Origin of the sequence: Desulfoluna spongiiphila, assembly GCF_900101345.1 — a bacterium.
Lineage (GTDB): Bacteria > Desulfobacterota > Desulfobacteria > Desulfobacterales > Desulfolunaceae > Desulfoluna > Desulfoluna spongiiphila.
Genome location: NZ_FMUX01000014.1, coordinates 1 through 17,641, shown reverse-complemented (window position 1 = coordinate 17,641; position 17,641 = coordinate 1). Strand labels below are relative to the sequence as shown.

Annotated in this window: 11 protein-coding genes and 1 pseudogene; 11 read left to right on the top strand and 1 reads right to left on the bottom strand. The window is 59.2% G+C overall.

Annotation, left to right across the window (positions count from 1 at the left end; translation table 11 throughout):
• The first annotated feature begins 98 nt into the window (after positions 1-98).
• The 11 genes and pseudogenes from BLQ12_RS17400 (at position 99) to BLQ12_RS17350 (ending at position 16,948) form a co-directional block, all read left to right on the top strand.
• Positions 99-2,255, top strand: coding sequence for a DEAD/DEAH box helicase (locus BLQ12_RS17400; protein ID WP_092212410.1), 2,157 nt, complete (start codon positions 99-101; stop codon positions 2,253-2,255).
• A 124-nt stretch (positions 2,256-2,379) separates the two neighbouring features.
• A complete protein-coding gene (locus BLQ12_RS17395; protein ID WP_092212408.1) occupies positions 2,380-2,865 on the top strand; it encodes a YchJ family protein in 486 nt (161 codons plus the stop codon).
• Positions 2,866-3,037: 172 nt separating this feature from the next.
• A pseudogene (locus tag BLQ12_RS17390) lies at positions 3,038-3,331 on the top strand (hypothetical protein); the annotation flags it as partial.
• A gap of 53 nt (positions 3,332-3,384) precedes the next feature.
• On the top strand, positions 3,385-3,963 hold the full coding sequence (locus BLQ12_RS17385) for a DUF2914 domain-containing protein (protein WP_092212404.1): 579 nt from the start codon (positions 3,385-3,387) through the stop codon (positions 3,961-3,963).
• A 158-nt stretch (positions 3,964-4,121) separates the two neighbouring features.
• A complete protein-coding gene (locus BLQ12_RS17380; RefSeq protein ID WP_092212402.1) occupies positions 4,122-5,255 on the top strand; it encodes an SPFH domain-containing protein in 1,134 nt (377 codons plus the stop codon).
• A gap of 300 nt (positions 5,256-5,555) precedes the next feature.
• Complete coding sequence (locus BLQ12_RS17375) at positions 5,556-6,239, top strand: zf-TFIIB domain-containing protein (RefSeq protein ID WP_092212400.1); 684 nt, start codon at positions 5,556-5,558, stop codon at positions 6,237-6,239.
• Between the two features lie 698 nt (positions 6,240-6,937).
• A complete protein-coding gene (gene ettA / locus BLQ12_RS17370) occupies positions 6,938-8,620 on the top strand; it encodes an energy-dependent translational throttle protein EttA (RefSeq protein WP_092212398.1) in 1,683 nt (560 codons plus the stop codon).
• A 416-nt stretch (positions 8,621-9,036) separates the two neighbouring features.
• Positions 9,037-10,560, top strand: a complete 1,524-nt coding sequence (locus tag BLQ12_RS17365; protein WP_092212396.1) for a sigma-54-dependent transcriptional regulator — start codon at positions 9,037-9,039, stop codon at positions 10,558-10,560.
• A 308-nt stretch (positions 10,561-10,868) separates the two neighbouring features.
• Complete coding sequence (locus BLQ12_RS17360) at positions 10,869-11,144, top strand: hypothetical protein (RefSeq protein WP_092212394.1); 276 nt, start codon at positions 10,869-10,871, stop codon at positions 11,142-11,144.
• A gap of 579 nt (positions 11,145-11,723) precedes the next feature.
• Positions 11,724-13,334 carry a peptide chain release factor 3 gene (locus BLQ12_RS17355; RefSeq protein ID WP_404825990.1) on the top strand — a complete coding sequence of 537 codons (1,611 nt, stop codon included), beginning with the start codon at positions 11,724-11,726 and terminating at the stop codon, positions 13,332-13,334.
• Entirely contained in the window at positions 13,334-16,948 is a 3,615-nt protein-coding gene (locus BLQ12_RS17350) for a DUF3683 domain-containing protein (RefSeq protein WP_092212392.1), read from the top strand. The genes BLQ12_RS17355 and BLQ12_RS17350 overlap by 1 nt, the downstream gene beginning before the upstream one ends.
• A gap of 501 nt (positions 16,949-17,449) precedes the next feature.
• Here BLQ12_RS17350 and BLQ12_RS27800 read toward each other — a convergent pair.
• A partial coding sequence (locus BLQ12_RS27800; RefSeq protein ID WP_217640342.1) for a hypothetical protein occupies positions 17,450-17,641 on the bottom strand: 192 nt, incomplete at its 5' end.

The window sequence follows — 17,641 nt, the reverse complement described above, 5'->3', positions numbered from 1 at the left end:
AGAGGCCACCCGCTGCCGAAGTAACATCCGGCAACTTGGGTGTGCCATCCATGATAAACGTTGCATCCATTGCTTAGACTGGTTAGAGACCTCACCCTATGACACAAAATTATCACAGACGAAGCCCCCACCCCAAGCGCCGGAGAAGCCACCGGCCGCCCAAAAAAAAATTTGCTCCCACCATCAAAGCCGGCTCCGATGAGCGGCTTAAACCGATCTTTGAGCAGATAGGCACCCCGGAGGCCCGCCCGTTTTCTCCAGATCGTTTTCAGCTGGAAGCGGTGGAGGCGGTTCGCCATGGGGATTGCCTTGTCACCGCCCCCACGGGGTCGGGAAAAACCTGGATCGCCGAGCAGGTGATCCTCAAGGCCCTTGAACGGGGTGAACGGTGCTGGTACGCCACGCCCCTGAAGGCCCTGACCAACACCATCTTCAGCCGTTTCTGCGACCTCTTCGGCAAAGAAAACGTGGGCATCCTCACCGGGGACATCAAAGACAACCCGGACGCCTCCATCATCGTGGGCACCACGGAGATCCTGAGAAACCAGCTCTACGACGCCATGCACACCGGCCGGGACCTCACCACCGACCTGGTGGTCATGGACGAAGCCCACTACCTGGGCGACGCCGACCGTGGCGTGGTCTGGGAAGAGGTGATGATCTATCTCCCCTCCCGGATTCCCCTTCTTCTGCTCTCGGCCACCGTGGGCAATGCCCGCCAGATCGCGGACTGGCTCACCGACCTTCGGGGACGGGAGGTCCAGGTCATCGAAGAGACCAAGCGCAGCGTGCCCCTGCACCCCCTCTTTTTCCACCCCTCGGGCACCCTGTTTCCCCTTGTCAGCCAGAAAGGGGGCAAAGGAAACGTGGGGCTGTATAAAAAGGTCAACTCCTACGTCAACCAGGACAATCCCCCCATCCTTGCGCCCCCCAACCGGCTGCCCCCCATGGGCGAGATCATGAAGGTGCTCAAAAAATACCGGCTGCTGCCCGCCATCTTTTTCATGAAGTCCCGGGCCGACTGCAACGGGGCCCTGGAGCTCTGCTCCGGCGAGATCCTGGCCGGGGACCCGGCCCGTGCCGATCTCCTCTCCCAGCGTGTGGATGAGATCTTAACGGCCCACCCCCATCTCAGCCGCCACAAGCAGCGCTATCATCTGGAGCACCTGGCCGTGGGCGCCCACCACAGCGGGCAACTCCCTGGGTGGAAAATCGTCATCGAGACCCTCATGAACGAAGGGCTCTTAGACGCCATGTTCGCCACCAGCACCGTGGCGGCCGGGGTGAACTTTCCCGCCCGGAGCGTGGTGATCTTAAACTCCGACCGGTACAACGGGGTGGAATTCATGCCCCTCTCCTCCTCGGAGTACAACCAGATGACCGGAAGGGCCGGCAGGCGGGGCAAGGACAAGGTGGGCTTTGCCGTGATCCTGCCCGGCAAGTTCAACGACCTCCGTCACCTGGCCCGCCTCACCAACCAGGCACCGGAACGTGTGGAGAGCCAGATCCGCATCAACTTCTCCATGGTGCTGAACCTGCTTCTCTCCCACAGCCCCCAGCAGATCGAAGGGCTCCTGGAAAAATCCTTTGCGGCCTTCCTCCTGGAGAAAAAGCGGGGAAGAAGCCGGGGGAACAGGCGTCTCTGGGAAGATTTCACACTCCACCTGGAGTTCCTGAAGTTCAAAGGGTTTGTGGACGACGACAACCGCCTCACCGCCGACGGAGAGTGGGCCTCCCGCCTGCGCATCGACTCCCCCCTGCTGGTGGGAGAGTGCTTCCGCCTGAAACTCTTCCCCGAGGACCCCGCCCTCATGACGGCCATGGTGGCCTCCTTTGTCAATGAACGGGAGCGGGACGACGAGAGCATCAACCGAAACGCTCTGCCCAAGAGCCTGATCCGGACCTTTCTGACGATCCGCAAAGGCCTGACCCCCTTTGCCAGAGAAATGCTCGACTGGGGCTTTGAGGTCCCATTTCTCTACCTCCACCCGGCGGCCACGCTCTACCTCTGGGCCTCGGGCACGCCCTGGAACGACGTGGTCCGGTTCTCCGGGCTCCAGGAGGGGGATCTCTCCCGGCTGATCCTGCGTACCGCCGACAACCTGCACCACATCGCGGCCCTGTCCGCGGTCTTTCCCCAGGCGGCGGCTGCAGCAGCCCAGGCAAAAAAGGCGATTATGAAAGATCCCATCGTCACCACCCTGGAAGAGATGCCCGCCCACGAGGAGGGTCCCGTGGCCGGTTCTCCCGTGTGATGCTGGACGTTTACTTTACGCGTCATTTTATTTATATAGAACCTCAACGAGGGTAAACAGTGACTGACCGGCCCGGTTAGGGTCCCGGAAAGACGTAATGATACAGATTTGAAGGAGTAGACTCATGGATACATGCCCATGCGGACTTGATGCGGCTTACGATACCTGTTGCGGACCCATTATCAGGGGCGAGAAAGCCGCTGAAACGGCAGAGCAGCTCATGCGCGCCCGATACACGGCCTACGCCAAAGTGGAGACCGATTTCTTAAAGGAGTCCATCCGTCCCGACAAGCGCCACACCCACGACGAACGCCAGACCAAAAACTGGGCGGCCAAGTCGGAGTGGTTCAACCTGGAAGTGGTCCGCACCGAAAAGGGCGGGGTGGATGACGACACCGGCCGCGTGGAGTTCATCGCCAACTACGCCATCAAAGGGGAAAAAGCCCGCCACCATGAGCTGGCCACCTTTGTAAAACTCGACGGTTCCTGGTACTTTGACGACGGCGTGGGCGTGGTCCCCGAGACCATGGTCCGCCAAGGGCCCAAGGTGGGCCGCAATGACCCCTGCCCCTGCGGCAGCGGCAAAAAATTCAAAAAGTGCTGCGGATAACCCAGCGGACATCCGTTCCACACCGGGGAAGCCCTCCGCCGAGGGCCTTCCCCTCCCCTCTCCCTTTGGAACCCCGCCCCGGCACCCCGTCGGTCACACATGTCACAGACAAACCAAGGAGAACATCATGATTGAATGGGCATACCTTCGAAAGGGCTGAACGTCCTGCACCAAAACCCAGGAGTTTCTTGGGCCCCTGAACCTCGCCCCGAAAGAGGTGGTCGATGCACGAAAAGAACGCATTGACGCCGATGCAGCCTGGACCATCCTCTCATCTCGCCCCCTGGTGATTACGGCCCGGGGCAAAAAGGTGACGGAATGGCAGACCACCGACACGAACAAAGAGGCCATCCTCAAGGCGGCCATGGGGCCGTCCGGCAACCTGCGCGCTCCCACCCTTCGATTGAAAGACCGGATTGTCGTCGGATTTCACGAAGATTTTTATAAGGCAACCTTCGCCCCTTAGAACCCGATGCCTTGAAGAGACACCCCAGGCATCCTATCCAAAAGGAAAGAAACATGATGAAATCTTTCACAACGCTTCTCATCGCCGTCTTTTCCCTGTGTGCCGTAAGCTCCATTGCCTCAGCCGCCCCCACCCTGGATGACGCCAATCCCGGTGAGGTGACCATCACAGCCCAGTCCGACCAGTATCCCCAGGCGCCTGCCGCCGAGACGGAGTCCGTTCCCATGGAGACCGTGGAACCCATGGAGCCCATGCCCCCCAGCGATCTTGAGATCGCCGCCGATACCGACGAAGAGCTGAGCACCCCGGTCCTTGTCACTGTCTCGGAGATGGTCATCGCAACGGGTGTTGCCGAGCGGGAGCCCGTTGAGATCGGGACCCTCTTCTCCACGGATACCCCGCGCCTCTTCTGCCACAGCCGCATCGCCTCGCCCGAGCCCACCACCATCACCCATGTGTGGTACCGTGACGGCCAGCGCGTGGCAGAGATTCCCTTAAACATCGGTGCCGCCGCCTCCTGGCGTACCTGGAGTTCCAAAGTCATCGCCCCGGCCATCCCCGCGCCCTGGCGCGTTGAAATCCTGGCCGAAGACGGAACCCTGCTTGCCCAGACCGATTTTTCCGTGGAATAGCAAACCCATCGCCACAACGTGCCGCCGGATGAACCGGTCCGGCGACACGTTTAAAGTCCTACGCGCTCCCGTCCGATCAGTAAGGAACAAGGCACAAACGTTCCCGGCTCCGTAACCGGCCGCACGGCGGCCTCACTCGACGATGAAGGAGAACCCACATGGCTCTTTGGGACAAGCTGAAAGGTGAACTGGTTGATGTCATCGACTGGCTGGATGACTCCGGGGATACCATGGTATGGCGATTTCCGCGGTACCAGAACGAAATCAAATACGGGGCCAAGCTCACCGTTCGGGAATCCCAGGCCGCGGTCTTTGTCAGTGAAGGTCGGATCGCAGATGTCTTCGGCCCCGGACTCTACAGCCTCAACACCCGCAACCTCCCCGTTCTCACCACCCTCCAGAAGTGGTACCACGGTTTTGAGAGCCCCTTTAAAGCCGAGGTTTACTTTCTCAGCACCCGCAACTTCACGGACATCAAGTGGGGCACCAAAAAGCCCATCACCTTGAGGGACCCCGAGTTCGGGCCGGTGCGCCTCCGCTCCTTCGGCACCTATGTGGTCCGCGTTGCCGACCCAAAGGCCTTTATCACGGAGATTGCCGGTACCGAAGGCCACTTCACCGTGGAAGAGATCACCGGCCAGCTCACCAGCATGGTCATTACCCGCTTTGCCGACCTCCTGGCCGAAAGCAAGATCCCGGTGCTGGACCTGGCGGCCAATTACAACGAGCTCTCGGCCTGGGTCACGACCAAGCTGGCCCCGGAATTTTCCGCCTACGGCCTGGACCTCACCAAGCTGCTCATCGAAAACATCGCCCTGCCCAAAGCCGTGGAAGAGGCCCTGGACAAACGCACCAGCATGGGTATCGTGGGGGACCTGGACGCCTACACCAAATTCCAGGCCGCCAACGCCCTCGAAAAAGCTGCGGAAAACCCCTCGGGGGACGCCTCGGCAGGCGTGGGCATGGGCATGGGCTTTGCCATGGCCAACCAGATGACCCGGACCATGGCCGACCAGGGGGCCCAGGCCATCCAGCCTTCAGCCGCCCCGGCCTCCTCCTGTGCCGCCGTGCCCCCTCCCCTGCCGGCACAGGAAGCCATCACGTACTATCTCGGTATCGGCGGCGAACAAAAAGGGCCCTTTTCCCGCAAAATCATCGACGAGATGATCCGGGACAAGACCCTTACCAAAGAGACCCTGATCTGGCGCAAGGGCATGGACGGCTGGGAAAAAGCCGCCGATGTCCAGGAGCTGCGGCTCCTTCTGGGAGACGGGCCGCCCCCGCTGCCTTGATAAAAGACATGCCGTCTACGGTAAAAGTGGACAGGAAAAGCATGCCTCCGGCGTCCGGGGGATGATCCCCTGGACCCCAGGTTGCGGATGTGCTTTTCCCCTCGTTCCTCGGGGAAAAGCACATCCGCCTTAAAAAACCAAACGTGACTTAATCATCATTTTTTAAGACCTGTTTGTTAAACTATTTAAAAGCTTAGCCCCCGGCAGGGCCGCCGGAGGCTGCTTTTTTTCCGGCGTCTTCAACCATAGAAGGCGCTTATATTAATGTTGAAATCATTGTCACATCACAGAGTCTGACTTATGGCCAACTGCAAAAACTGTTCTGCCCCCATCCCTGCGGACACCATTGTCTGCAGCTACTGCGGCACCCGCAACGACACCGACCTCACCGGTATCCACGAGTTCACCGAGGTGGTCCCCGACCATGAGCGCATCTGCCCGAGGTGCGAGGTGGCCATGAAGACCATCGACCTCAAAATCGGCGGGACCTTTCTCATCGAGCGCTGCGATACATGCATGGGCATGTTCTTCGACTCCGGCGAGCTTGAAGCCCTCATCAAGGCCACGGTGAAAAACGTAAGCCACGTCAACCACAACAAGCTCAAAGAACTTTACGCCCTGCAGCGTCATGACGAGTACGGCATCACCTACATCAAGTGCCCGGTGTGCGAGACCATCATGAACCGCGTCAACTTCGGCCAGCGAAGCGGGGTGATCATCGACCGCTGCCCCGACCACGGCCTCTGGCTGGACGGCGGGGAGCTCCGTCACCTTCTGGAGTGGGTCAAGGCCGGCGGGAAGATGTACAACGACAAAAGAGAAGAGATGAAACGGAAGATGGAGGCCCGGGAGGACATCAAAGTCCGGCGGGCCACCACGGTCCACAGTGGCGGCGGCTTCGACACCTACGGAGCCACCCTCAGGCACAGCGACCCGGACCTCTTCACCATCGTGGGGCGCGTCATCAAATGGCTGGTGGGGTAAAAGAGGGCTCAAAAAAAACAAAAGCAATGCCTCCGGCGGCGAGGTGTGCCACCTTGAAAGCAGGTTGCGAATGCGTTTTCCCCTTCGTTCCTCAGGGAAAATCACATTCGCTATTGATTCAGGTTAAACTGAGTCTGTTTTTAAAACCTGTTTTTCAAACGTTTCAAAAGTTTGGCTCCCGGCAGGGCCACCGGAGGCACCTTTAACCGGACTGCCTCCGGCGGCGAGGCGTGCCACCTCGAAAGCAGGTATCAAACCGATACGTTACAAACCAGGCCTAATTTACTCCCCCACAAGGCCAACGGTGGCATCGTTTTCCACCCTTCCGCCTGATAAAAATTGAAACGTCAAGGCCCCCTTCCCTTGAGCCCCCCGCACACACCCCATCGACAACCCCTTGAAACAGTCAACAAACACAACCCATCATCGGTTTTCCCAACCGGCCCGGCCCCGTCAGCCTGAGGGTTCAAAACAGGAAGCCGTCGCGCAGGGAACGCATGTGTGTTTGCCCTTCTCTGTCGCGAACCTGTACTTGCGAGTTTCGAAGGAGTCTGGTAGGTTACCTCGGTTATGCGGCAGGAAAGGGACCACGCGCGTCGCGGTATCTCCTCAACGAGCCATCTGAACACAAGGGCCGGGAATAACCCGGTTATATCGGCAGCGCGGCATCCCCGCCTCGCCACCCAAGGAGTGATTCCATGTCAAACGAAGGCAACAAGGTCATCTATTCGATGATCCGTGTGAGCAAATACTACGAAAAAAAACCGGTTCTCAAGAACATCTCTCTCTCCTATTTCCACGGGGCCAAAATCGGTGTCCTGGGCCTGAACGGCTCCGGGAAGTCCTCTCTTCTGCGCATCCTTGCAGGGGTGGACACAGAATTTGACGGCGAGACCATCTTATCGGACGGTTTTTCCATCGGCTACCTGGAGCAGGAGCCCCTGCTGGACGAGGACCGCACCGTCATCGAAGTGGTAAAGGAAGGTGTTCAGGAAGTGGTTGATCTCATCAAAGAGTACGATGAGATCAACGAAAAGTTTGCAGAGCCCATGGATGACGACGCCATGGACAAGCTCATCAACCGCCAGGGTGTGGTCCAGGAAAAAATGGACCACCTGGAGGCCTGGGACCTCGACGCCCGCCTCGAGATGGCCATGGACGCCTTGAGGTGCCCGCCCCCCGATGCAAAGGTCAGCGTCCTGTCCGGGGGTGAAAAGCGCCGCGTGGCCATGTGCCGCCTGCTGCTCCAGAAGCCCGACATCCTGCTCCTTGACGAACCCACCAACCACCTCGACGCGGAAACCGTGGCCTGGCTGGAGCAGCACCTCCAGCGCTACGAAGGCACCGTCATCGCCGTAACCCACGATCGCTACTTCCTGGACAACGTGGCGGGATGGATCCTGGAGCTGGACCGGGGCGAAGGCATTCCCTGGAAGGGGAACTACTCCTCCTGGCTGGACCAGAAGGGCAAGCGCCTGGCCCAGGAAGAGAAGCAGGAGAGCACCCGCCAGAAGACCCTTGCCCGGGAGCTGGAGTGGATCGGCATGAGCGCCAAAGGGCGCCACAGCAAATCCAAGGCGCGTATCTCGGCATACGAAACCCTCCTGAAAGAGGACACCGCAGAGCGCGAAAGGGAGATGGAGATCTACATTCCCCCCGGACCCCGCCTCGGCAACAAGGTCATTGAGGCCGAAGGGCTTGCCAAGGCCTTTGGCGACAAGCTCCTCGTGGAAGACATGAGCTTCATGCTGCCTCCCGGCGGCATCGTGGGTGTCATCGGCCCCAACGGCGCCGGCAAGACCACCCTCTTCCGAATGATCACGGGCCAGGACACCCCGGACAGCGGGACCATCAGCATCGGCGACTCGGTCAAACTCGCCTACGTGGACCAGAGCCGTGACTCCCTTGACCCCGAGCAGAGCATCTGGCAGGTGATCTCAGACGGCCAGGACACCATCACCCTGGGCAACCGCGAGGTCAACTCACGGGCTTATGTCTCCCGCTTCAACTTCTCGGGCTCCGACCAGCAGAAAAAAGTCGGCCTTCTCTCCGGCGGCATGAGAAACCGGGTGCACCTGGCCCGCATGCTCAAAGAGGGTGCCAACGTCCTTCTCCTTGACGAACCCACCAACGATCTGGACGTCAACACCTTGAGGGCGCTGGAAGAGGCCCTGGAAAAATTTGCAGGCTGCGCTGTTGTCATCAGCCACGATCGCTGGTTCTTGGACCGCATCGTCACCCACATCTTGGCCTTTGAAGGGGACAGCCAGGTGGTCTGGTTCGACGGAAACTATTCCGAGTACGAAGAAGACCGCAAGAAGCGTCTGGGTATCGACGCCGACCAGCCCCACCGGATCAAGTACCGCCACCTGACCCGATAAGCCACGGGCCGACGGGAGGGCGTTGCGCCTTTCCGTCGGCGCCATGCGTTCGGGAAAAAAACGCTGTGCCGTTACGCCCCTTTAGAAACCGGGGTGGCCGCGGCAACTAAAAGGACGTGTTCCCCGCCCCGGGTAACACGTCCCGTTGCGTCGGGCTCTCCATTGATAAGTGATTGCAGAGTTGATAAAATTTGTTATATAGATTGATATATGCCCACAACAAATCCGAAGCACCCGACGTGACAGACGGCGATGGGCTTCGACGCAACAACCGGGACACGGTCTGTACCCCAGGCCCCTTTCGGACCTGCCTGCTGTGGTTCACGCCCACACCGCTTGCGCCGCCACAACCGGCAAATCGACCGCCGTCACCCACCACCAACGCCATCTTCTGATTCGGGGAGAACGCATTGCCCATGGCCACCATCCTCATCATCGACGACGACCAGCAGATATGTGAAATTCTTGAAGCCTTCATCCGAAGGGAAGGCCACCGCTCCCTGTCGCGGCAGACCCTCACCGAAGGGTTGCAGCAGCTGGAGAGCGCCGCCTTTGATCTCGTCTTTTTAGACGTCGGCCTGCCCGACGGAAGCGGCCTGGAGCTGGTGCGCCGAATCCGAAGTACCCCGGGGGAACCCGAGGTGGTGATCATCACCGGGGCCGGAGATGCCGACGGTGCGGAGATGGCCATCAAAAACGGCGCCTGGGACTACCTCCAGAAGCCCTTCAACCTGAAAGAGATCACCCTCACCCTGAGCCGGGCCCTTCAGTACAGGGAGAACCTCAAGGCCTCCTCCGTCAAGGAGGACCCCGTGGACAGCCAGGGCATCATCGGCAGCAGCCCCGTGATCCACGACTGCCTCACCACCCTGGCCCACGCCGCTCGGAACAACGCCAGCGTCCTGATTACCGGGGAGACCGGCACAGGCAAGGAGCTCTTTGCCCGGGCCGTCCACAACAACAGCAAGCGTAAAGAAAGCCGTTTTGTGGTGGTGGATTGCGCGGCCCTGCCCGAGACCCTGAAGGAGAGCGCCCTGTTCGGCCATGAAAAAGGGGCCTTTACCGGGGCGGAAAAGACCTCCGAAGGCCTTGTAAAGCAGGCAGACGGCGGCACCCTCTTTTTAGATGAGGTGGGGGAGATGGACCTGCCCCTGCAGAAGGTCTTCCTGCGCGTCCTCCAGGAGAAATGCTACCGCCCCGTGGGAAGCCGCATCGAGCAGAAAAGCGATTTCCGCCTGGTGGCCGCCACCAACCGGGACCTGGACAAGATGGTGTCCGAAGGCACGTTCCGGAACGACCTCCTCTACCGGCTCCGTACCGTCGCCATCGAACTGCCCCCCTTGCGCATGCACCCGGAGGACATCCAGGCCATCATCCTCTACCACACCGGGGCCATCTGCCGGAACTTCGGCATCGAGCCCAAAGGCTTCTCCCCGGATTTTTTCCAGGTGCTCTGTGCCTACAGCTGGCCCGGCAACATCCGGGAGCTCGTCAACACCCTGGAAGGGGCCATCAGCAAAGCAGGGGAAGAGCCCATCCTCTTTCCCATGCACCTGCCCGACGCCATCCGTGTCCACGTGGCCCGTGCCAACTTAAAGGGCGATGTGCCGCCCCAGGCCACCACCGCCTACCAGGTCAGGAAAAAATCCGAAGGGCTTACGGCCGTGCCTCCCCTGCTCGTCCCCGAGCCCTCTCCGGCGTTCCCGTCCCGCCCCGATGCCATGCCCTCCCGGGAAGAGGTACTGACCCAGGCGGACCAGGCCTACCTCAAGCACCTCATGCGGGTCACGCGCGGAAACATCAAAGAGGCCTGCCTGATCTCCGGCCTGGGGCGGACCCGTCTGTACACCCTCATGAAAAAGTACAGCATCTCCCGCCTCGGCTGGTCCTCCGCAGACCATGGAGAAGACGACGCCTGCCCGTCCGCCCCCCTGGAATAACGGCCTGCAGGGGCCGCAAAGGGGGGCCGCCTTTCGGCCACAATCCAAACCAACTATTCACTTTTGTGAACACATCCCATCCACTTAAGCGATCCTTTCCCGAATCCTCCCTGACCACAGCAAACAGCGCCCCAAAACAAAGCCAACACACAGCCTGTCGTTTCAGCCTTGTTTTCAGGCAGTTTCGAGTCCCCCCCCAAAAAAGCCAAAAAAAAGCCAACGCCATGGCACATCCGGCACGCTCCCTGCAATTCTACTCAGGCAAGACAACGACGGATGATGTCGCAACCATTCAAGGAATGGGCACCATGCAAGAGCAAAATCAAACCACCATCGATGTCTGCACCTCTCTCTTCTGGCACCTGTCGGATAAAGGGCTCGGCCCTTCGGAGGTCAACAGACTGGGCAAAGATGTTTTTTGCATCCTTCAAGACGGAGGAACCTTCACGGTGGGTTTTATCAACCACCAGTTACACAGCATGGGATGGACCGGACACATCATCGACGAAGACGCCATTGAGCTTGTGCTGACCATTTTAAAAAATGAATTCGAATACTCCGTCAGCACGCACACGGTCCATTAGACAGACCAGCAACACCAACATCTTACTCAAGCCTTCTGCCGGGGGCCATCTACGCAACCCTTTCCCACCACCAAACCATGCGTAGATGGTCCCCACCTTAACACCAACACCAGACCCAAGCCTTCTGCCGGGGGCCATCTACGCAACCCTTTCCCACCACCAAACCATGCGTAGATGGTCTCCATCTTAATAGCCCCCTCCGAAAATGAGCCTCCTACCCGGACGACGACCTTCTCCCGCCTCCCACCGTCGTCTTGGCTCTTTTTTTACGCCTCCCATGCCTGAAAGAAAAACACGCGCTCCCCTCAATTCCCTTGAAAAAGAATGTGAAATGGCTTATTTAGAATGGTTCTGACCGGTTCATTTTCGGCGGTTGCCGCAAGAAAACATCCAGGAGATTTGATACAAATCGGTCAAAAGTAACGCGACGATTGCGGAAAACATCAACAACGCCCCTGCATCTCCCCATAAAGCCACCATCACGGTGCTGTTGACACTCCCCTCGTCACCCCATCGGCTCCCCCCGCGTCCCCCGGAAACCCGGAAGGCGCTTTTCATGATTTTATTATGTGTTCAGGTATGACAAACAGCATGTCTTTTGAAAAAAACACTCCCCTCACCCGGGAAATCAACAAGCGCAGAACCTTCGGTATCATCAGCCACCCCGACGCGGGCAAGACCACCCTGACGGAAAAACTCCTCCTCTTTGGGGGGGCCATTCAGCAGGCCGGCGCCGTAAAGTCCCGCAAGACAGACCGACACGCCACCAGTGACTGGATGGCCATTGAACAGGAGAGGGGGATCTCGGTCACCAGCTCGGTGATGAAGTTCAACTACCGGGACTACGACGTCAACCTCCTCGACACCCCCGGTCACAAGGACTTCTCCGAAGACACCTACCGGGTCTTGACCGCCGTGGACAGCGCCATGATGATCATCGACCACGCCAAAGGGGTGGAGACGCAGACTGAAAAGCTCATGGAGGTGTGCCGTATGCGCAACACCCCCATCATGACCTTTATCAACAAGCTGGACCGGGACGGCATGGAGCCCCTGGACATCCTGGCGGATATCGAAGAGAAGCTTCAGATCGAGTGCACCCCCCTGACCTGGCCCATCGGCATGGGCAAGCGGTTCAAAGGGGTCTACAACCTTTACAAAAAAGAGATCCACCTCTTCTCGCCGGAAAAAGAGACCCTGGCCAAAGAGGGCATCCGCATCCAGGACCTCTCCGACCCCACCCTGGATGAGCTGCTGGGCAGCCAGGCCAACGACCTGCGGGACGACATCGAACTCATCGAAGGGGCCGCCGATCCCTTTGAACTCTCCCTCTACCTCAAGGGCACCCAGACCCCGGTCTTCTTCGGCAGTGCCATCAACAACTTCGGGGTGCAGGAGCTCCTGGACGCCTTTGTGGAGATGGCCCCGACGCCCATTCCGAGAAAGGCCCTTACCCGTGAGATTTCGCCCTGCGAAGAGGAGTTCTCCGGGTTTGTTTTCAAGATCCAGGCCAACATGGACCCGGCCCACCGGGACCGCATCGCCTTTTTCCGGATCTGCTCGGGCAAATTCACCCGGGGCATGAAGGTCAAGCACCACCGCATCGGCAAGGACATCACCATTGCCAACGCCACCATCTTCATGGCCCAGGACCGCACCAACGTGGAAGAGGCCTATCCCGGCGACATCATCGGGATTCACAACCACGGGACCATCAAGATCGGGGACACCTTCACCACCAAGGAGCCCTTGAAATTCACCGGTATCCCGAGTTTTGCCCCGGAACACTTCAAGCGGGTGCTGCTGAAAAACCCGCTGAAGACCAAGCAGCTCCAGAAAGGGCTGCTGCAACTTGCCGAAGAGGGCGCGGTCCAGGTTTTCCGCCCCTTGCGCGGAAGCGACTACATCCTGGGAGCCGTTGGCGAACTGCAGTTTGAAGTGACCATCGCCCGACTCAAAAACGAGTACAGCGTGGATGCCGCCTACGAACACGTAAGCATCGGGGTGGCACGATGGATCGACAGCGACGACAAAAAGTGCCTGGAAGCCTTTAAAGAGAGCCAGGTGGCCAGCCTTGCCACGGACTCCGAAGGCCACCTTACCTACCTCACCACAAGCGAATGGCAACTGGGCTTTGTGATGGAACAGAACCCCGACATTGTGTTCAACAAGACACGGGAATACAGCTGATGAAAGCGCAAAATTACCGAGAAATACCCTACAACTACACCTCTGCCGACGACGAACTCGTCGTCACCTACCTCTTTGACGCCAAGGTGTGGAACAAGCTTCAGGAGTTAAGGGGAAAGCGCATCACCGGGCGCTCCGCCAAACTGCTCATGCGCCTGATGGGTGACATGTTTATCCTCAAGCGCAACCCCTTTCTGTTTGACGACCTGGCCGGCTCCCGAAGCCGCCGTCGCCTGTTCCTGAAGACCGCCTCCAACGACCTGGCCATCATCGAGAAAATGGCCGATCAGAAAGAGGTGTTGGAGATCACCGGGCGCTGCCGCAAGGCCCTGAAGGGCCTGAACGATACCCTGAAGACCCACCGGCGACAGCGCCGACGCATCAAGCGCGAGCTGGGGGCCATCATCGGCCGCCACAACGTCTGCTTTGAGCCCTTCTCCATCATCAGCCATGCCACCGATGCCACGGACTGGCGACGCCACCTGGCAGTTGCCGTGCTGCGCCCCACCCGGGAGTCCCAGGTGCCCCAGCTGGTGAAAGCCGTGGAAAGGCTCGGCCTCTCCATCATCCCCCGCGGTGCGGGCACGGGCCTTACCGGCGGCAGCGTCCCGGTCACCGAGGGCTGCGTGATGATCAACACGGAAAAGCTCAACCGCATCCGGGGTATCAAGCACCTGCCCGCGGCTCCGGGCACAGGCGCTGCCACCATGCCGGTCCTTGAACTGGAGGCCGGGGTCATCACTCAGACGGCCATGGGCTACGCCGAGGCAGAAAACCTTGTCTTTGCAACCGATCCCACCAGCTCCTGGGCCTGTACCATCGGCGGCAACATTGCCGAAAACGCCGGAGGTAAAAGAGCGGTGATGTGGGGAACAGCCATCGACAACCTGGTCTCCTACCGCATCGCCATGCCCGGCGGGCGCCACATGGAGGTGCGCCGTGAAGACCACCCCATGCGAAAGATCCTGCCCGAGGACACCGTCCTCTTTTCTGTCCGGGATGAAGAGGGACAGATCAAGAAAACCGTCACCCTCTCCGGCACGGAGATACGAAAGGTCGGACTGGGAAAGGACATCACCAACAAGGCCTTAAGCGGCCTTCCGGGGATCCAGAAGGAGGGCTGCGACGGCATCATCACCTCCGCCGAGTTCATCCTCTACCCCTCCTTTGAGTACAAGACCACCTTCTGCCTGGAGTTCTTCGGCAACGACATGGAAGAAGCCAGCGAAGTCATCGTCAAGATCTCCAAGGAGTTCAAAAACGGGGGTAAAGAGGGCCTCATTGCCCTGGAACACTTTGACGACGAGTACATGCTCGCCATCAACTACAAGGTTAAAGCCACCCGGAAGGGAAGCCCCAAGGCAGGTCTTCTCATCGACATGGTGGGGCACAACGAAGAAGAGATCGACAGGGGAACCCGCCGTCTTCAGGAGCTGCTGGCCCCGTACGAAAACACCGAGATCTTTGTGGCCCGGGACGAAGACGAAGCCGAGCGATTCTGGAAGGACCGGAAAAAACTGGGTGCCATTGCCAAGCGCACCAACGCCTTCAAGCTCAACGAAGACATCGTGCTCCCCCTGGATGCCATCGGGGCTTTCACCCGGTTTTCAGACACCTACAACCTGGAAGAGAACCGCCACAACCAGCTGGACTTTCTCAACGCCACCCTGGCCTACCTGGAACACGCAGAGCCCATCGAAGACCCCGAATGGCTGGAAGCGCGTATTCCCAAGGCCCGCGAGATCTGCAGCGAGGCCCTTTCCGCCATCCGCAACGCCACCACCGAGATGCTTCAGGACGGCGCCCAGGCCAAACAGCTCCTCTCCGAACTCCTGGAGTTTTTCCGGGGGTACAAGCGCATCACCGGGGACATCCAGCGCATCTTCAACGAGGTAAGGTCGCGCCAGATCATCATCGCCACCCACATGCACGCAGGCGACGGCAACGTCCACGTCAACATCCCTGTCTTCTCCAACGACATGGAGATGATGAAACGTGCCGCCAATACCGCCGACGACATCATGGAAGAGGCGGTGCGCTTAGGGGGCGTGGTCAGTGGCGAGCACGGCATCGGCATCACCAAGATGAAGTACCTGGACCCGGCCCTTGCCAAAGACCTGGCCGCCTACCGAAAAAAGGTGGACCCCAAAGGGGTGATGAACCCCGGCCAGCTCATGGACCCGGATATCCAGTCCAAGGTCTACACCCCCTCCTTCAACCTGCTGGAGCTGGAGGCAAGTATCCTGCAGCACGGCTCCTTGGAGACCCTGGCGGCCAAAATCGCCACCTGCGTGCGCTGCGGAAAGTGCAAGATCGACTGCTGCACCTTCTACCCGGCCAAAAACATGTTCTACCACCCGCGGAACAAGAACCTGGCCATCGCCTCCCTCATCGAGGCCATCCTCTACGACGTGCAGCGATCCCACTCCACACGCTTTAAGTTCCTCAAGCAGCTGGAACAGATCGCCGACCACTGCACCATGTGCCACAAGTGCTTCAAGCCCTGCCCGGTGGACATCGACACGGCAGAGGTGTCCCTCATGGAGCGGGAGATCCTCGTCTCCAGAAAGTACAAAAAGACCCGCATGGCCACCCGGGCCTCCCTGGCGTACCTGGAGACCCGTAACCCCTTGGGCAACGCCCTCTTCCGAAAAGGCCTGGTGACCTGGGGGGGATCCCTTCAGCGCACCGGCCACCAGATGTTGAAGAGCATGGTCCCGGTGAAAAAGGTCCTGTCCGGCATGCATGCAACCCAGATCCTGGAGTCTCCCGTACCCCGGACTCCTCCGGGAACCCTGCGGGACATCCTGCCCAAATGCGGATCCAACCAGGCGATGATCCTCAACCCGCCGGAAGGGGCGGAGCAGTCCGTCTTCTACTTCCCCGGGTGCGGCTCTGAGCGGCTCTTTTCCGACATCTCCAAGGCCGCCATTTACATCCTGCTCTCTGCGGGCGTCCGGGTGGTACTGCCACCCCCCTATATCTGCTGCGGCTTCCCGTCCAAGGTCAACGCCAAGGGCGTACAGCACAGCCAGATCACCCTGCGGGACTCGGTCATCTTCAGCCAGATCCGAGAGATGATCAGCTACGTGGACTTCGACGCCTGCGTGGTAAGCTGCGGTACCTGCAGGGAAGCCCTGGAAGAGATCGAGGCCCCGGAGATCCTCTCCTGCGACATCGTGGACGTCAGCCGCTTTGCCCTTGAAAGCGGCCTGGAGGTCAAGGGGAGCAACAGCTGCCTCTACCACGCCCCCTGCCACGACTCCCTGGACGGAGACGCGGCCAGCATGCTGGAAGAGTTCACCGGGTATTCCCTGGAGAGCGTGCCCCACTGCTGTTCCGAAGGGGGAACCCTCTCCATGAGCCGGCCCGACATCACCAACGCCATGCTCCAGAGAAAGCACGACGAGATCCAGCTTCGCACCGAAGGCAAAGGACGGGAAACCACGATTCTCACCAACTGCCCCTCGTGCATCCAGGGGCTGGGTCGCAACAAGGACCTGGACATCATGCCACGTCACCTGGCCGTGGAACTGGCCATTCAGACCGGCGGACAGGACTGGGAAGAAAAACTCAAAACGATGGTGAAACAGGCCGAGGTGGTCACCTTTTAAGGGGCGCAGGTATGCTCCCCTGAACGGCCGAACGGATCCACCCATAAAAAAAGGCGCCCCACTCTTACCCGAGTGAGGCGCCTTTTTTAGTCCTATGGGGAAGGCCTCCGGCGGCCCTGCCGGGGACTAAACTTTTAAAAAGTTTAACAAACAGGTCTTAACAAACTCAGACCAATCAAAATCGATAGCGAATGTGATTTTCCCTGAGGAACGAAGGGGAAAGCGCATTCGCACCCTGCTTTCGAGGTGGCACACCTCGCCGCCGGAGGCATTGCTTTTGTTTTTTCCTGAGCCCTCTTGGCCCTGTGATTCACCAGACTTTTACCATAAGAAGGCATCGTTTGATTACGTTTTATTTTTTGCTCTGGCCCTTAGCCCGGATATTTCACGAGTCGAGTGCACCCATATTCAAGGCATCAGAGCTGCAGATGTAGTGGTTTACCTCAAAGCTCTGATAACGCAGAAGATGGGTGCACTCGGCTCGCCCGAAGGGTGAGAAAATCAACCAGCAAACGTCGATTTACATTTTGCATTTTCAAAATAGCTGACATTTTGATTGTAATTACCTGAAATTATACCTTTTTCGTTTTGTTTGGTTGTTTTCTCATGAAATATGCGGGTTAGCGTGTGACGGCCTTGGCCTGAAACCCCGCCTCCGTCAGGCGGTCCTGCATTGCTTTGGCACGGCTCTCT

Excerpts from the sequence above, each read along its gene's own strand:
- BLQ12_RS17400 (WP_092212410.1), top strand. The coding sequence starts at position 99 with ATGACACAAAATTATCACAGACGAAGCCCCCACCCCAAGCGCCGGAGA.
- BLQ12_RS17380 (WP_092212402.1), top strand. The coding sequence starts at position 4,122 with ATGGCTCTTTGGGACAAGCTGAAAGGTGAACTGGTTGATGTCATCGAC.
- ettA (WP_092212398.1), top strand. The coding sequence starts at position 6,938 with ATGTCAAACGAAGGCAACAAGGTCATCTATTCGATGATCCGTGTGAGC.
- BLQ12_RS17365 (WP_092212396.1), top strand. The coding sequence starts at position 9,037 with ATGGCCACCATCCTCATCATCGACGACGACCAGCAGATATGTGAAATT.
- BLQ12_RS17395 (WP_092212408.1), top strand. The coding sequence starts at position 2,380 with ATGGATACATGCCCATGCGGACTTGATGCGGCTTACGATACCTGTTGC.
- BLQ12_RS17360 (WP_092212394.1), top strand. The coding sequence starts at position 10,869 with ATGCAAGAGCAAAATCAAACCACCATCGATGTCTGCACCTCTCTCTTC.
- BLQ12_RS17375 (WP_092212400.1), top strand. The coding sequence starts at position 5,556 with ATGGCCAACTGCAAAAACTGTTCTGCCCCCATCCCTGCGGACACCATT.
- BLQ12_RS17350 (WP_092212392.1), top strand. The coding sequence starts at position 13,334 with ATGAAAGCGCAAAATTACCGAGAAATACCCTACAACTACACCTCTGCC.
- BLQ12_RS17385 (WP_092212404.1), top strand. The coding sequence starts at position 3,385 with ATGATGAAATCTTTCACAACGCTTCTCATCGCCGTCTTTTCCCTGTGT.
- BLQ12_RS17355 (WP_404825990.1), top strand. The coding sequence starts at position 11,724 with ATGACAAACAGCATGTCTTTTGAAAAAAACACTCCCCTCACCCGGGAA.